The organism is Corynebacterium sp. P3-F1 (assembly GCF_030503635.1).
GTDB lineage: Bacteria > Actinomycetota > Actinomycetes > Mycobacteriales > Mycobacteriaceae > Corynebacterium.
In genome coordinates this window covers 982,896-997,842 of the sequence record NZ_CP129965.1, presented here as the reverse complement: position 1 = coordinate 997,842, position 14,947 = coordinate 982,896, and the positions used below count along the sequence as shown (strand labels likewise).

Annotated in this window: 10 protein-coding genes; 2 read left to right on the top strand and 8 right to left on the bottom strand. The window is 64.2% G+C overall.

Going from position 1 to position 14,947, the window contains the following annotated elements:
• Nucleotides 1–3: 3 nt before the first annotated feature.
• The 7 genes from QYQ98_RS04735 to QYQ98_RS04705 form a co-directional block, all read right to left on the bottom strand.
• Nucleotides 4–282 carry a monovalent cation/H+ antiporter complex subunit F gene (locus QYQ98_RS04735; RefSeq protein ID WP_302007604.1) on the bottom strand — a complete coding sequence of 93 codons (279 nt, stop codon included), beginning with the start codon at nt 280–282 and terminating at the stop codon, nt 4–6.
• Nucleotides 275–826 (bottom strand): Na+/H+ antiporter subunit E, encoded by a 552-nt coding sequence (locus tag QYQ98_RS04730; RefSeq protein WP_302007603.1) that lies wholly within the window; start codon nt 824–826, stop codon nt 275–277. The genes QYQ98_RS04735 and QYQ98_RS04730 overlap by 8 nt, the downstream gene beginning before the upstream one ends.
• On the bottom strand, nt 823–2,649 hold the full coding sequence (locus tag QYQ98_RS04725) for a Na+/H+ antiporter subunit D (RefSeq protein WP_302007602.1): 1,827 nt from the start codon (nt 2,647–2,649) through the stop codon (nt 823–825). The genes QYQ98_RS04730 and QYQ98_RS04725 overlap by 4 nt, the downstream gene beginning before the upstream one ends.
• Nucleotides 2,642–3,130, bottom strand: coding sequence for a Na(+)/H(+) antiporter subunit C (locus QYQ98_RS04720; protein ID WP_302007601.1), 489 nt, complete (start codon nt 3,128–3,130; stop codon nt 2,642–2,644). The genes QYQ98_RS04725 and QYQ98_RS04720 overlap by 8 nt, the downstream gene beginning before the upstream one ends.
• Entirely contained in the window at nt 3,130–6,216 is a 3,087-nt protein-coding gene (locus QYQ98_RS04715) for a Na+/H+ antiporter subunit A (RefSeq protein ID WP_302007600.1), read from the bottom strand. The genes QYQ98_RS04720 and QYQ98_RS04715 overlap by 1 nt, the downstream gene beginning before the upstream one ends.
• Before the next feature lie 409 nt (nt 6,217–6,625).
• On the bottom strand, nt 6,626–7,225 hold the full coding sequence (locus QYQ98_RS04710; protein WP_302007598.1) for an acetyl-CoA acetyltransferase: 600 nt from the start codon (nt 7,223–7,225) through the stop codon (nt 6,626–6,628).
• A gap of 565 nt (nt 7,226–7,790) precedes the next feature.
• The gene (locus tag QYQ98_RS04705) at nt 7,791–9,197 is read right to left on the bottom strand and encodes a M20/M25/M40 family metallo-hydrolase (RefSeq protein WP_302007597.1); all 1,407 of its coding nucleotides are present in this window, start codon (nt 9,195–9,197) and stop codon (nt 7,791–7,793) included.
• Nucleotides 9,198–9,301: 104 nt separating this feature from the next.
• Between QYQ98_RS04705 and QYQ98_RS04700 the strand changes: the two genes are divergently transcribed.
• Complete coding sequence (locus QYQ98_RS04700; RefSeq protein WP_302007596.1) at nt 9,302–11,311, top strand: OPT family oligopeptide transporter; 2,010 nt, start codon at nt 9,302–9,304, stop codon at nt 11,309–11,311.
• 144 nt (nt 11,312–11,455) lie between these two features.
• Here QYQ98_RS04700 and QYQ98_RS04695 read toward each other — a convergent pair whose 3' ends face one another.
• On the bottom strand, nt 11,456–12,763 hold the full coding sequence (locus QYQ98_RS04695; RefSeq protein ID WP_302007595.1) for a lipase family protein: 1,308 nt from the start codon (nt 12,761–12,763) through the stop codon (nt 11,456–11,458).
• Nucleotides 12,764–13,142: 379 nt separating this feature from the next.
• On the opposite strand from QYQ98_RS04695, the gene groL reads away from it, so the two are divergent.
• Nucleotides 13,143–14,777 (top strand): chaperonin GroEL, encoded by a 1,635-nt coding sequence (gene groL / locus QYQ98_RS04690; RefSeq protein WP_302007594.1) that lies wholly within the window; start codon nt 13,143–13,145, stop codon nt 14,775–14,777.
• The last annotated feature ends 170 nt before the right edge of the window (nt 14,778–14,947 follow it).

Genomic DNA, 14,947 nt, shown 5'->3' with positions numbered 1-14,947 from the left:
ACATCACAGACTACCGTCCTTCTTGCGGAAGCGCGCGACGGACAGGGAGCCGATGAAGCCGAGCATGGCCACCACGACCATTGCGTTGACCACGGTGGTGTCGAGCGTCCAGCAGATGTAAGTGGCTAGCGCGCATTGGATAGAGGCAACGATGCCGTCCATGGCCACGACGCGGTCGAGGGAGTTCGGCCCGATGACCAACCGCCAGGTCGTGATGAAAAACCCGGTGACGAGCAGCACAGCCGCTACCGCGAGCACAGAGTTATAGATCGCGTCATCCATGTTTGGGGGCCTTCCTCTTTTCAAAAATAGCGATCATCGAGCGCTCAAGCCTATCGACGTCCGCCAGCGCCTTCTCCACATCCTGCTGCGTCCCCGCGGACAGAACGTGGATGGTCCACGTGCGGTTTGCCAGATCGATGTCGGTGACACATCCACCGGGCTGGAGGTTGTACGCACATGTGGCAAAGTACAGGGCCAGTTCGGAGTTGAGGCGCATCGGTACTTTGAAGATGGCACTCTTTGGTGGGTCCGCGGGGCGGACCGCGAGCCACGACACTTGAACCGCCGCGACGAGCAGCTCACCCACCCAACTGACCAGGAACACGAACAGTTTGGGCAGGTCGACGTCTACGCCGCCGGTGGGCAGCTTCGGCAGCGGGAGCAAGAATGTGATGACCAGCCCGAGGACGAGTCCACCGGCCACGTTGGCCCAGGTGAGTTCGCCCATGAGCAGGATCCACATCACGGCGAGCCAGAAGGTGAACCAGGGGCGGAAGCGGTCAGCGAGGTGCCGGCCGAAGGTGCGGCGGGGAGTGGGGCTCATCGGTTCGCCTCCTCGGGGTTAGCAGGTTCGTCCGCATCCACCGGATCACCGTCGACTTCGGGGCCGGGGGAGGGGACCGGGACCGTTGTCACGCCGGCGCTGGGTTCCTCGACGTCGTGGATGCGGTTGGGGAGGGCATCGGAGTCGTCGTCAAGCGTCTGCCCGTCGAGAGTGCGGGAGGGGTTCGACCAGTCGGTGCCTAGGACCGCGGTGCGGTAGAGGTCCGTGTCCAGCGCGGAGTCGGCGGCGCGGCCGGTGATTGCGGAAATGGGGCCGGCGAGGAAGGTGATGGCCACGGACGCAGCGACGAGGGTGGCGGTGGATGCGACCATGCCGGCCGGGACGCGGCCGGCGTCGTGGCTGTCGTCGCGCTCAACGGTGTCGGAGACGTCGCCGAGCGGGCTCAGGCGGACGGAGACGACGTTGCCTTCGGGTGCGTCGGAGCGGTCGCGGAGGAAGGCCTTGGACCAGACGATCATCATGGCGTACAGGGTGAGCAGCGAGGTGACCACCGCGCCGACGATGAGGACCCAGGACAGCCAGGAGCCTTCCTCCGCACCCGCCTGGATGAGAAGGACTTTGCCGATGAAGCCGGAGAACGGCGGGATGCCGCCCAGGTTGATCGCCGGGATGAAGTACAGCAGCGCGATGACGGGCGCGGTGTACATCAGGGAGCCCAGGCGGCGCAGCTGGGAGGAGCCCATCTGGCGCTCGATGAGGCTGACCACGAGGAACAGGGAAGTCTGCACCAGAATGTGGTGGACGGCGTAGAAGATCGCGCCGGACAAGCCGTGGGCGGTGCCCAGGGCAATGCCGAAGATCATGTAGCCGATGTGGCTGACCAGGGTGAAGGAGAGCAGACGCTTGATGTCGTTTTGCGCCAGTGCGCCCATCACGCCCACGACCATGGTGGCCAGGGCGACCCACATGAGCAGGTGGCTCAGCGGGCCGTCCGGGAACAAGGTGACGCGGACACGGATGATGGAGTACACGCCCACCTTGGTGAGCAAGCCGGCGAACACTGCGGTGACCAGGGACGCGGCGGTGGGGTAGGAGTCCGGCAGCCACGCGTCGAGCGGGAAGATCGCCGCCTTGATGCCGAAGGCCACGAGCAAGGTGGCAAAGATCGCGGTGCGCGTGCCGTCGGGGATTTCCTCTAAACGCATGCCGGCCTGGGCCATATTCACCGTGCCCACCGACGCGTAGACCAGTGCAAGGGCGAACAGGAAGATCATCGAGGACGCCATGGACACCATCACGTAACCGATGCCCGCGCGCACGCGCTGCGGTGAGGCACCCATGGTGAGCAGGATGTAGGAGGCGACGAGGAAGATCTCAAACCCCACGTACAGGTTGAACAGGTCACCCGCCAGGAACGACAGGTTCACGCCCATAGACAGCAGCATGTAGATGGGCAGGAAGACTTCCACTGGGTCGTTCTCGTTCCCGTCGCGGATACCCTGGCTGATTGCGAACCACATGACGCAGAACAACACGATCGCGGACACGAACAGCATCACACCGGAGAGGCGGTCCGCCACGAACGTGATGCCGATCGGGGCGTCCCACCCGCCTAATTGGAGGGTCTGGATGCCGGAGATATCCGCTACCAGAATCATTGATGCCGCGACGACCGCCAGCGCCAGGAATGTGAAGAACGCGATATTGCGCTGCAGTGTGCGGTGCTTGCCCGCCAGCAGGATCAGAGCGGCGGCCAGCGCCGGCAGCAGCACCGGCAGGGGGATCAAATACGGCATCGCAGGCAGCAGGACGTCGACGTACGCCTCATAGAACGTCGGGTCGGTGAACGTGGGGTTAGTCATCGTCGACCTCCTTCACCGGCTCCTCAAAGGAACGCGGACCGAATGCGTCGCCGCCACTGCGCAGCCGGCCGGTCTCCGGGTCATCGGACGCATCCGCATCCGGCGCCGCCGAAGGGGTGGCCGGACGCGCGGCGATGGCCTGGTCCTCTGCGTCGTGTTCGATGACATCGTCGGTGCGGTAACGGTACTGCCTGTACAGCAGTGCCAGGATGAAGGACACCATCGCCATCGAGATGACAATTGCGGTGAGGATCATCGCCTGCGCCAGAGGGTCCGCTGACTGCTGGGTAGCCACGGAATCGCGGTCCAAGATCGGCGGCGCGCCCGCCTGCCCGCCCGATTGGAGCAGCAGTAGGTTCGCTCCGTTGCCGATCAGCATCACGCCGAGCAGCATCCGCGTCATTGCGCGGTCCAGCATCAGGTACACGCCCGCGGCGATGAGAACACCGGAGCCGATGAGCAAGAACAAATTGGCTTCCATTACTGCACCTCCCCAGTTCGAGTTGTCGAGATTCCGCGTTCAGCTTGGGCACGCTTATCGACGCGCTCCCGCACCGCCTGCCCCGCCTTGCCCGCACGCTCAGCGATGCGGGCGGAGGGGCGCTCGCCGGAGCGCCGCCCTTCGCGTTCAAGGCGCTGCCGCGCCCTCTCCTCCCGGGCGCGCTGGCGTTCCTCGTTCTTGCGCTGCAGAGCACGGGCGCGGTCGCGTGCGCGCTCCTTACGCTCGTCTTCCTCGCGGTCGATTTGAGCGCCCAGGGAGGTGAGAATGTGCATGACCAGACCGACGACGATGGTGTACACGCCGGCGTCGAAAAGCAGGGCCGAAGGAACCGTGACGGTCCCGATGAGCGGAAGCTCCGGCTCGATGTAGCTGCTGGTTAGCGGCGGATAGCCCAGGAACATCGGGATGACAGCGGCCGCGCCGGAGAGCAGCAAGCCGGTGCCGAGTAGCTTAGACGGGTCGACGGGCAAGGCCTCCTCAAGCTCTTCGCGGCCGCCCGCCAAGTAGCGCAATGTGAGCGCCAATCCCATGACCAGGCCGCCGGCGAAACCGCCGCCTGGGGCGTTGTGGCCCGAGAAGAAGAAGTACGCCGACAGCAGCACCATCGCCGGAAAGAGGAGGCGGGTGACCACGTCGACCATGATCGAACGGTTCTGGGCCTTCTCGCCCTCCACACCCGCAGCGAGCCAGCGGGGGCGGCGCGTGGACAGGGTCGGGCGGCGCGACTCGCGGGTGAAGGATTCGGTGCGGTAGATCAGGCTGGCCACACCGGTCGCGGCGATGACCAAGACCGAGATCTCGCCCAGCGTGTCGCCTGCGCGCAGGTCCACGAGAAGCACGTTGACCGTGTTGCGGCCGTGGCCGATCTCGTAGGCGAGGTCCGGCATGAGCACCGAGATCGGCTCGTGGATCCGCGCGGACATCGCCGCCATGGCCACCACGACGACGGAAAGGCCCGTGCCCACCGACAGCCACGCGCGCAGGCGGTTATCCGTGTCCTTATTCGCATCTACCTCGGTGGGCAGTTTGCGCAGAACCAGCATGAACACGACCATGACTAAGGTCTCCACCAGCACCTGCGTCAGCGCGAGGTCCGGGGCACCGTGCAGCGCGAAAATCAGCGCAGAGCCGTAGCCGGTCAGGCCGACGAGAATCACCATGGACAGGCGGTTGCGGATCACCGTCGCGGCCACCGCGGCGCTGATCATCACCAGCACCATCATGCCCTGCCACGGGTTGTCCCACAGGATCATCTGCGTGCTCGTGCGCTCGCCGAGGATCAGCGCACCAAGCGGCACAATCATGAGCACGCTGAAAATCACGGCGAGGTTGATGGTCAACGAACCGCGCTGCGTCGATGCCGTCAGGCGTAGCGACGCCTGCCGTAGCACCTTCAAAATGTTGTCCCACAGCACATTCGCGTCGCCCAGGGCAGGCCGCTCGAACTGCGCCTTCTTGACCAGCTCGCGCTGCCAGAACATCACCGCGCCGCAGGCGATGATGACCGCGCTCAAACCGAGCGGGATGGTGATGCCGTGCCACAGCGCCAAGTCCTGGCGCTCCGCGTCAGGGAAGCGCACGTTCAGGTACTGGTTGAACAGGTTCGACAGCGGCGCCGGGATGAGCCCGAAAATGACCGTGAGCAGGACAAGCAAGGCAGGGGGAGCCCACTGCAGGAATTCGATGGGCTCCATGTCGCGGACGGCGGGGGAGGTGCCGCGATCCAGCTCAACGCGCACATCGTCGTCGGACTTGCGCGCGAACGCCCCCCACAGGAAGTACAGCGAGTACGCCATGGTGAGAATGGAGCCGAGCACGAAGCCGACAAGCAGCATGTGGCGCGGCATGCCCACCAGCAGCTCCTCGTGGAGCGTGGCTTCAAGCGTGGCTTCCTTGGCCACGAAGCCCCACAGCGGCGGGATGCCCGCCATCGACGCCGCCGCGACCGTGGCCAGCACTGCCACCAGCGGCTCCTTGCGTCCCAGCCCGGACAGCTCGCGGATATCGCGTGTGCCCGAGGTGTGGTCGATCGCGCCGACGATCATGAACAGACCCGCCTTGAACAGCGAGTGCGCGAACACCAGCGCCAGCCCGGCCATCGCCGCCTCGCGCGAGCCGATACCCACCACCGCCGTCATGAACCCCAGCTGCGAGACCGTGCCGTACGCCAAGATCAGCTTCAAATCGCGCTGCTTCAGCGCCATCCAGCCGCCCAGCAGCATCGTGAACACGCCCACGGGAAGGACAACAACGTGCCACGCGCTTATTGACGCAAAATCCGGCGCCAACCTCCCCACCAAATACACCCCTGCCTTCACCATGGCAGCGGAGTGCAGGTACGCCGACACCGGTGTCGGCGCCGCCATCGCCCCGGGGAGCCAGAAGTGGAACGGGGCCTGCGCCGATTTAGTCAGCGCGCCGAGCAGGATCAAAACCACGGCAGCCGTGATGCCCGTGACCTGGTCCAGGTCCTGCATCCCGGACAGCTCCGAGAACTTCCACACGCCGGTCTCGGTGCCGAAGAGGATGATGCCCACCAGCATGGCCAACCCGCCGAACGTGGTGACCAGGAGCGCCTGCGTTGCCGCTCTCCGCGACGACGCCCTTTCCCCGTAGTAGGAGACCAGCAGGAACGACAGCACCGAGGTGATCTCCCAGAAGATGTACATCATCAGGAAGTTGTCGGAGATGACCAGCCCGTACATGGCCATCGCGAACATGGTCAGTTCAGCACCGAAGACGCTCAGGCGCCGCGGGTTGGAATCGAAATACCCCCAGCAGTACAGCAGCACCAGCGCCCCGACACCCAAGATGATCAGGCTGAACAGCCCGGCGTAGACATCGAGTCGGAACTCGATATTCAAGTGCATCCCCGGCATCCACGGATACGCCGCCAGGATCTCGCCCCCGTTCTTGAACGTCCCGTTCGCGAACTGGTACACCAGCCAGGCGAACCCCGCCCCCGGCACCAACGCCAGGACACCGAACGCCGGCCTGCCCATCGTGCGGAGCAGAACAGGTGCCGCGGCAGTGGCGGCGATCAGTGCCACGAGCAAAGTGATCATGGTGTCACGGCCCTCCCAAGTTCAAATCCCAGCCACGAGTCCGACAGTGCTCTACGACAGTGTTTTCCAACAGTGTGGAAAGCCACCGTGTGAAGCCCCGTAGACAGCAGGGTCAAAAAATATGCCAGCCCACCGGCGAACCGAACGTGATCCGAGTGTGATCCGACCGGAACGAGCATGGGCCGACAGCGCGCGGGCGAGAAAACACCCTGCCAACTTGGGAAAACGTAAAACCAAATTAAAAAGGCGCGTCATCGCAGGCGCAGCCAACGTTTGCAGTCTACCTATTTAGTTCGACCTACGTGCAGTCGCATGCGATTTGGTTTCCGAGTCAGCATTCCCCGGTAACCTCAGCCCTTCAGGCCCAGCAGTCTCAACCTCTCAGGCCACGCATCATTGCGGACTGCGCTTAGCCGTAGATACGCTGTGCGCCCGACGCCATTGCCGCGGCGATGGAGGTTTCGCTCGTCGCACCGAATCCGACCGCCCATGCGGTGCAGCGCTCGTTGATCTGGTGTGCGGCCTTGATGGCGGTGAAGGTGGCCTCGTGCAGCTGGAACTGGTGGAATTCGAGGATCTCGATGTAACGGCCCTCGTCAGCCAGCATCGCCGCGAACGCGTGCGCCGGGCCAGAGGCCGTGACCTCGTGGTGAGTGGTCTGAGGAGGGAAAGTCTTCGACGTGCGGGTGATATCCGCGGTGTAAGTAGTGTAGCACCAATTATCCCGGCGCGACTCGATTCCGGAGATCTTGACCGGCGGGGTCGGAGCGTACGTGGCGCTGAACAGAGACCAGCTCATGCCCATTGCTTCCTCGCGCAGCTCGCGCGGCAAGCGGCGCGGTGAGTCGAAGCGGATCTGGAACGGGTCGCGCTCGACGGTCTGGATCGGCGTCTGGGCAATCGGAGCCGACATCTGCTCGACATCGGTGGGCTGGTCAGCGGTGTGGGTGAAGCGGGTGGAGGTGGTGTCGGTCGTGTTGGTCGTGTTCTGAGTCGAGGTGGAAAACACGTCGGTGTCCTTCTACGTTTCGCGGAGTGTGTGGGGTTGTACCGACTCGCTGTACTGGGTGGTTAACGACCACTGCCCCACGCCGCGGGGAGTCGGTTACTCCGCGTTGGGGTCGGTGGCCTGTAGTACCACCTTGAGTACTAGGGCTCGTAGAAGAATCGGCTTACGCATGACTGAGACATTAACGGCACCGAAGGTGACGCGCAACACATTTCGGAGATCATATTTTCCGTATCTCCCCGAGTTTCTGCATATGTGCTGCTCAGTGCGGCAAAACCAATCTCGAAGAAAAACTCTCACTTTCCCGGTATGTGGAACGGATTGGGATGCGCCCCAACGCGGCCGACCGAGTCTCAAGCGCGCCCTAAACACCAAATGCAGCTACCACCTTGCAGCTAAGCGGCTCAAAAGGGGCTTTAGCTGCAAGGTGGTAGCTGCATTTGGATTGTTGTTCGTCGACGGGCCGTCTGGGGCGCCGATCGGGCGGCGCCAGCGTGGAAGGGTGCGGCGCGGGCGTGGAGGTGCGGTCCCGGCAGGCAGGCCCACCGGGGCAGGCTGCGGGAAGCTACAGCGAGGTCACGCGCTGCAGGAACTTTGCCTCGGCGACGGCGACACGCTCGATCTCGAACGGATGGACTGACTCGTCGACGGAGTGGATGCCAGCGTTGTTGTCTTCTACGCCGTACATGGCGATGGCAGCGTCCGGGAAGTGCTTCTGCAGGGTCGCGGTCAGCGGGATGGAACCGCCGGAGCCGACGGTGACCAGGTCGGAGGACGCGGAGGCGGCGGGTTCGGAGGCAGCGGGCGCGGAGTCGGAGGTGGAGGCCTCCTTGTACGACTCCTCGAGGCACTCGCCGAGCAGGGCGATGGCGGGGCGGGAGGGGTCGGTGGCGAAGCCGTGGTTGATGTCGAAGATCTCTACCTCGACCTTGGCGCCCCATGGGGTGTGGTCGATGAGGTGCTGCTTCAGGGCATCGGCGGCTGCGGCGGGGTCCATGCCGGCGGGGACACGGAGGTTCAGCTGGGCTTCGGCGCGCGGGATGATGGCGTTGACGGCCTCGCTGACCGGGGTGGATGTGAAGCCGATAACGGTGACGGCTGGGCGGGCCCAGACCATGTCGGAGGCGTTCTCGCCTCCGTTGTCGATGTCGCCCATGAGGGAGACACCGTCGAGTACGCCGGCATCCTTGCGGAACGCATCGGCGGTGTAGGGCTCGCCAGGCCATGTGGCGGACAAGGCGTCGCCGAGGCCGTCGATGGTGGTGCGGCCGGAGTCGTCGCGAAGCGAATCGAGAGTGCGGATGAGCGCCGCGACCGGGTCCGGGGCGGGGCCGCCGAAGGTGCCGGAGTGGATGGCGCCGCGGAGGGTTTCCACCGTGACCTTGAGCTGGGCGCCTCCGCGCAGGGCGGTGGTCAGAGTCGGCGTGCCCACGGCCACGTTGCCGGAATCCGCGATGAGGATGATGTCGGCCGCGAAGAGTTCCGGTTTCTCCTCGATCAGCTTTTCCAGGCCACCGCCGCCGAGCTCCTCGGAGCCTTCGACGAGGAGGACGAGGTTGGCGTCGGTGCCGCCGGAAGCGTCGATAAGCCGTAGTGCCTCGAGGTGCATTGCGACGTTGCCCTTGCAGTCTGCGGCACCGCGTCCGTACCAGCGGCCGTCGCGCTCGGTGAGGGTGAAGGGGTCGGCTGTCCATGCGGATGGGTCGCCGGCCGGGACGACGTCGTAGTGGGAGTAGAGCAGGACGGTCGGCGCGTCGTCGCTGACGTGCTTGCGGGCGATGATGGCGTCGGCGTTGTCCACCGTTGCGTGGCGCTCCACCTCGAGTCCCCGTTCGGCGAGCGCGCTGGCCACCCAGTCGGCGGCGGCCGCGTGCTGGTCGGCGAGTTCCGGCACCGAGTGGGGCGAGTTGAAGGACACGAGTGCGGAAAGGTCGTTGAAGATCCGTTCGCGGTTCGGTTCGAAAGTGCTCATGACCTCGAACGTACCAGCGCCTGGAAAAGCGGCGTATGCACGGTTGGGGTGAAGTTCCCGCAGGAAGTAATATTCCTGCAAACACACCGTTAGAAAGGTTCGACATGGATAATCGGACGGAACTGCGCGAGCTCACGCTGCGCGGAATCATCATCGGCGGCTTGATCACGCTCGTGTTCACCGCGGCGAACGTCTATCTGGGCCTGAAGGTGGGCTTGACGTTTGCCACGTCCATCCCTGCGGCGGTCATCTCCATGGCTGTCCTGCGCAAATTCGCCGGGCACAATGTGAAGGAGAACAACATTGTGCAGACGATCGCGTCGGCGGCGGGAACCTTGTCCGCGATCATCTTTGTGCTGCCGGGTCTGGTGATGATCGGCTATTGGCAGGGCTTCCCGTTCTGGACGACTGCGTTGGTGTGCGCCCTCGGCGGAATCTTGGGCGTGATGTTCTCGGTCCCGCTACGCCGCGCGCTGGTCACGGGCTCGGACCTGCCCTACCCCGAGGGCGTGGCCGCGGCTGAGGTGCTGCGGGTCGGCGACGGTGACCCGCATAACGAGGAGAATATCAAGGGCCTCCGCATCATCGTCATCGGCGGCATCGTCTCTGCACTCTACGGTCTGCTCGCAGCGATGAAGGCCGCGGCCAGCGAGATCGCGGGAACATTCAAATTCGCCAAGGGCGCGACCATGCTGGGCGGATCGCTCTCCCTCGCGCTGATCGGCGTGGGCCACCTCGTGGGCATGACGGTCGGTATCGCAATGCTCGTCGGCGTGGTCATCTCCTTCTTCGTGTTGCTTCCGTGGCGCACATCCGCGCTTATCGACGGCTCCGTGACCGACCTCTCCGAGATCGTATCCACCACCTTCGCCTCGGAGATCCGTTTCATCGGCGTGGGCACCATGGCGGTCGCGGCGCTGTGGACCCTGGTGAAGATCGCGGGCCCCGTGGTCAAAGGCGTGAGCGCCTCCCTGTCCAGCTCGCGCAAGCGCGCGGCCGGCACGGAGGTGGATGTCACGGAGAAGGACATCCCGTTCCCGATCGTCGTCGGTGTGATCTTGCTGTCCATGTTCCCGATCGGCTTCTTGCTGTGGGATTTCCAGCGCGGCACCGATATTCACGAGCACGCGTTCGGCCTGACCGCGATCTCCGTGATCTTCATTCTGGTTGTCGGTCTGGTCATCGCTTCGGTCTGCGGTTACATGGCCGGCTTGATCGGTGCGTCGAACTCGCCGATCTCTTCGGTGGGCATCATCGCCGTGATCACGTCCGCTCTGGTCATCGCCGCGTTCATGGCTGGCACCGACGCGAGTGCGACCTCCCTGGTGGCCTACACACTTTTCACTGCGGCGATCGTCTTCGGCATCGCGACCATTTCCAACGACAACCTGCAGGATCTCAAGACCGGTCAGCTCGTCGGCGCGACCCCCTGGAAACAGCAGGTCGCTTTGGTCATTGGTGTGCTCTTCGGTTCCGTGGTCATCCCGCCGGTGCTGCACCTCATGCTGACCGGCTTCGGTTTCCAGGGCATGGAGGGGGCCGGCCCCGATGCGCTGGCCGCGCCGCAGGCCGCCTTGATGTCGTCGGTGGCCACCGGCATTTTCGACGATTCCCTCAACTGGAATCTGATCTTCCTCGGCGCCGCCATCGGCACTGCGGTGATCATCGTCGATGAGATTCTCACTGCCACCACGGACAAGAAGTACTCCCTGCCTCCGCTGGCCGTGGGCATGGGCATGTACCTGCCCGTCAGCGTCACCGTGATGGTGCCGTTGGGCGCGATCATCGGCCACTTCTACAACCGCTGGGCATCCCACCAGCGCAACCCGGAGTCCGCGATCCGCATGGGCACTCTCGGTGCTACCGGCCTCATCGTCGGTGAGTCGCTTTTCGGTGTGGTCAACGCGGGCATCATTGCCGCCGCCCAGGGTGACAGCCCGCTGGAGATCTTCGAGGAGAACGCCTGGACCAGCCTGGTCGGTGGCGTCCTCTTCACGGCCGCAATCGTGTTCATCTACAGCCGCACTGCCAAGGCTGCGAAGGACCTGCCTATCATTGCGCCAGCCGATGCGGTTGCCGCGGAGAAAATGGCAGCTGTCGACCGGTCGAAGTGACCTGAGTCCCCGTACGGACTCGAGGCGCTGTACGAGGGCATGAAATGAACGAGGCACGGCATCATCGCCGTGCCTCGCCGCGTTCCAGGCGGTACCCGCCCGGGTCGATGCCCGCACTGGGCCGGTACCCGATCTGGGGCGGTGCTAACGCATGATTTGCTGCAGGAACGGAACGGAGTGCTGGGTCGAGGCATTGACCGTTCCGTCATGGTCGGTCGGGTACCAACGAACCTCCACCTTGCTGTTCTTCTCTGCGCCGATGAATTGGCGCAGCCACATGTCCGAGTTCAAGGCCATGCCGATGGGGGCCGGCATGTCGACATCCTTGAGTCCGTGGGCGATGAACACCGGTTTGTCGTAACCCGAGACAGGGGTCGCCATGAATTCGCGGATGGCGCGGTCTGCGCCGGGGACGTCGCTAAGCGGCTTCTTGAAAGCGCGGGTGAGATTGACATTCCGGACCGCGTCTTCGACTTCGTAGTAACAGCCGTGCTGCGCCGCGGCGATCATCCGCCGGCCTTCGTCGGTGAGAGCTGAATCGAAGTCGATGTCTGGGTAGGCTTCGCGCACCGCGCCCAGGATGTACAGGCCGTACACCTGCATTCCGGCGGGCAGAGGAACTGGCGGGAAGGAGGGGCCGAGCTTGGTGATGAACTCTTCGATGTAGGCGGGCGCTCCTGTCACCACCGCACCGCGGTAGTCCAGGCCGAGTTTCTGGCTGAGCTCGGTTGCGCGGTGGGCGACGTGTAGGGCGACGCCTCCGCCCTGGGATTGACCGATGACCGCCCATTTCTTGTCCAGGACCGGCCCGTTCTTGTCTTTGGTGGCCTTCATATTGTGCAGGGCAGCTACGGAGTCGACGGATTCAACCGCGGACTGCTTACCGTTGAGGTAGCTGTGGAGCCCGGGGGTGTCGAGGCCGACGTAGTCCGGCGCTACGATCGCGTATCCGAGGTCGAGCCACCTGCCCAGGTACTCCACGTCCCGTGGAATGCGCGGGTTGATGGACGGGGCGCATTCGTCGCCCAGTCCGACTGTTCCGTGGGTCCAGGCGACAACTGGCCAGCCGCTGTCTGGGCGCTCGCCGCGGGGCAGGAAAACCGCGGCGGTGGCGACTGCGGGCTTTCCCAGTTTGTCTGTGGTCGTGTACGCGATGCGGTACTGCTCGGCGGCATTGGGGAGCCCGACCTTTGGGTCCAGGGGTACTTCGGCCAGAACGGTGCCGGGCTCGCCTGACGGTTCAACATGGGGCAGGTCACTGCGGTAGAGCGTGCCGTCGTACGGGGCAACAGGCCGCATGGGGTCTCCGTTGTCGACGAAGCGCTGCGCCAGCTGCGATGAAGACTGAGATGACTGCGCGTGGGCTGGAGCGGCGGCTACTGCGCCGACCATTCCAACCGTAAGGGCGGCTGCCGCGCAGGCGGTCACCTGAGTTTTGGACCTGAGGGTCATGAGTGAACTCCCACTAGTGGTACGTGTGCTTCTTGTTCCTTTATAGCCAATTGTGCCCCTCTGCTTGGCGGAGGCTGCTGTTGGTCTGGAAATTCCTGCTCCAGGAGATGACCGCTAATGGAAAATCTGTGCGGGTTGCCAGGTGCGGCCCTGCAGGGCTGCGGCGGTGAGCTCTCAGCTCTTCATTCCGACCTTGCACTCGTAGCCTCGCACTGCTAAAACTGGCTCTAGCACTCCCGCCAAGTGAGTGCTAAAAGTCAATTTCGAGCGGGTGAGGCTGAATTGCGCTCACCAGCCGTGCCGTCGCGGGCGCCCGCTTGGACCTTGTAGACGTGAGAGTGGCGTCGCCTTTCCCTATATAGAGGAGCAACAAACTCACATGGCAAAGATGATCGCATTCGACGAGGAAGCACGCCGCAGCCTCGAGCAGGGCCTGAACACCCTGGCTGACGCTGTGAAGGTCACACTCGGCCCCAAGGGCCGCAACGTCGTCCTGGAGAAGTCCTGGGGCGCGCCGGCGATTACGAATGACGGCGTGACCATCGCCAAGGACATCGAGCTCGAGGACCCGTACGAGAAGATCGGTGCCGAACTGGTCAAGGAAGTGGCCAAGAAGACTGACGATGTCGCTGGTGACGGAACGACCACCGCGACTGTCCTGGCTCAGGCACTGGTGCGCGAGGGTCTGCGCAACGTCGCTGCCGGTTCTAACCCGATGGGTATCAAGCGCGGTATTCAGGCCGCCACCGACAAGGTGTCTCAGGTACTGCTCGACTCTGCGAAGGAGGTCGAGACCGAGGAGGAGATCGCTTCCACCGCCGGTATCTCGGCTTCTGACCCGGAGATCGGCAAGAAGATCGCCGAGGCTATGTACGCCGTCGGCAACGGCTCCGTGAACAAGGAGTCCGTGATTACGGTCGAGGAGTCCAACACTTTCGGCGTCGACCTCGAGGTCACCGAGGGCATGCGCTTTGACAAGGGCTACATCTCCGCGTACTTCGCCACCGACATGGAGCGTGGCGAGGCTGTGCTGGAGGACCCGTACATCCTGCTGGTCTCCGGCAAGATCTCCAACGTCAAGGAGCTTGTCCCGGTCCTGGAGCAGGTTATGCAGTCGGGCAAGCCGCTGTTGATCATCGCCGAGGATGTCGAGGGTGAGGCCCTGTCCACTCTCGTGGTGAACAAGATCCGCGGCACGTTCAAGTCGGTGGCTGTGAAGGCTCCGGGCTTCGGCGACCGTCGTAAAGCAATGCTGCAGGACATCGCTATCCTGACTGGCGGCCAGGTCATCTCTGAGGAAGTCGGCCTGACGCTCGATGGTGCTGACCTTTCGCTGCTTGGCCAGGCACGCAAGGCCGTGATCACAAAGGACGACACCACGATTGTCCAGGGTGCTGGCGACCAGGCTCAAATTGAGGGCCGTGTGAAGCAGATCCGCGCCGAGATCGAGAACTCCGATTCTGATTACGACCGCGAGAAGCTCCAGGAGCGCCTGGCTAAGCTCGCTGGCGGTGTCGCCGTGCTCAAGGTCGGCGCGGCTACCGAGGTGGAGCTCAAGGAGCGCAAGCTGCGCATCGAGGATGCTGTCCGCAATGCGAAGGCTGCGGTCGAGGAGGGCATCGTCGCCGGCGGTGGTGTCGCTCTCCTGCAGGCAGCCAAGGAGCTCGAGGACGACCTCGGCTTCGAGGGCGATGAGGCCACGGGCGTGAAGATCGTCCGCGAGGCCCTGTCCGCTCCGCTCAAGCAGATCGCCCTCAACGCTGGACTGGAGCCGGGCGTTGTCGCGGACAAGGTTGTTAACCTCCCGGCCGGCCAGGGCCTCAACGCCGCCACCGGCGAGTACGTTGAGATGCTCGCCGAGGGCATTGCCGACCCGGCCAAGGTCACCCGCTCTGCACTGCAGAACGCCGCTTCCATCGCGGCTCTGTTCCTCACCACCGAGGCAGTCGTCGCCCAGAAGCCGGAGCCGGCAACTCCCGCTATGGACCCGGAGGCCATGGGCGGCATGATGTAAGCATTCGCTTATCGACGAATCCTTGCCCCTCCAGTTCCTTTCGAACTGGAGGGGCTGCTTCGCGTTTGTGCGTGGGGCCGATGGGGCCGTAAGCCGCAACCGCGTGGCTGGTCTACCCCATACGGGAGGCAAGAGAGGGGGGCTTAAGTCGGCCGGGCTGTCACTGAATT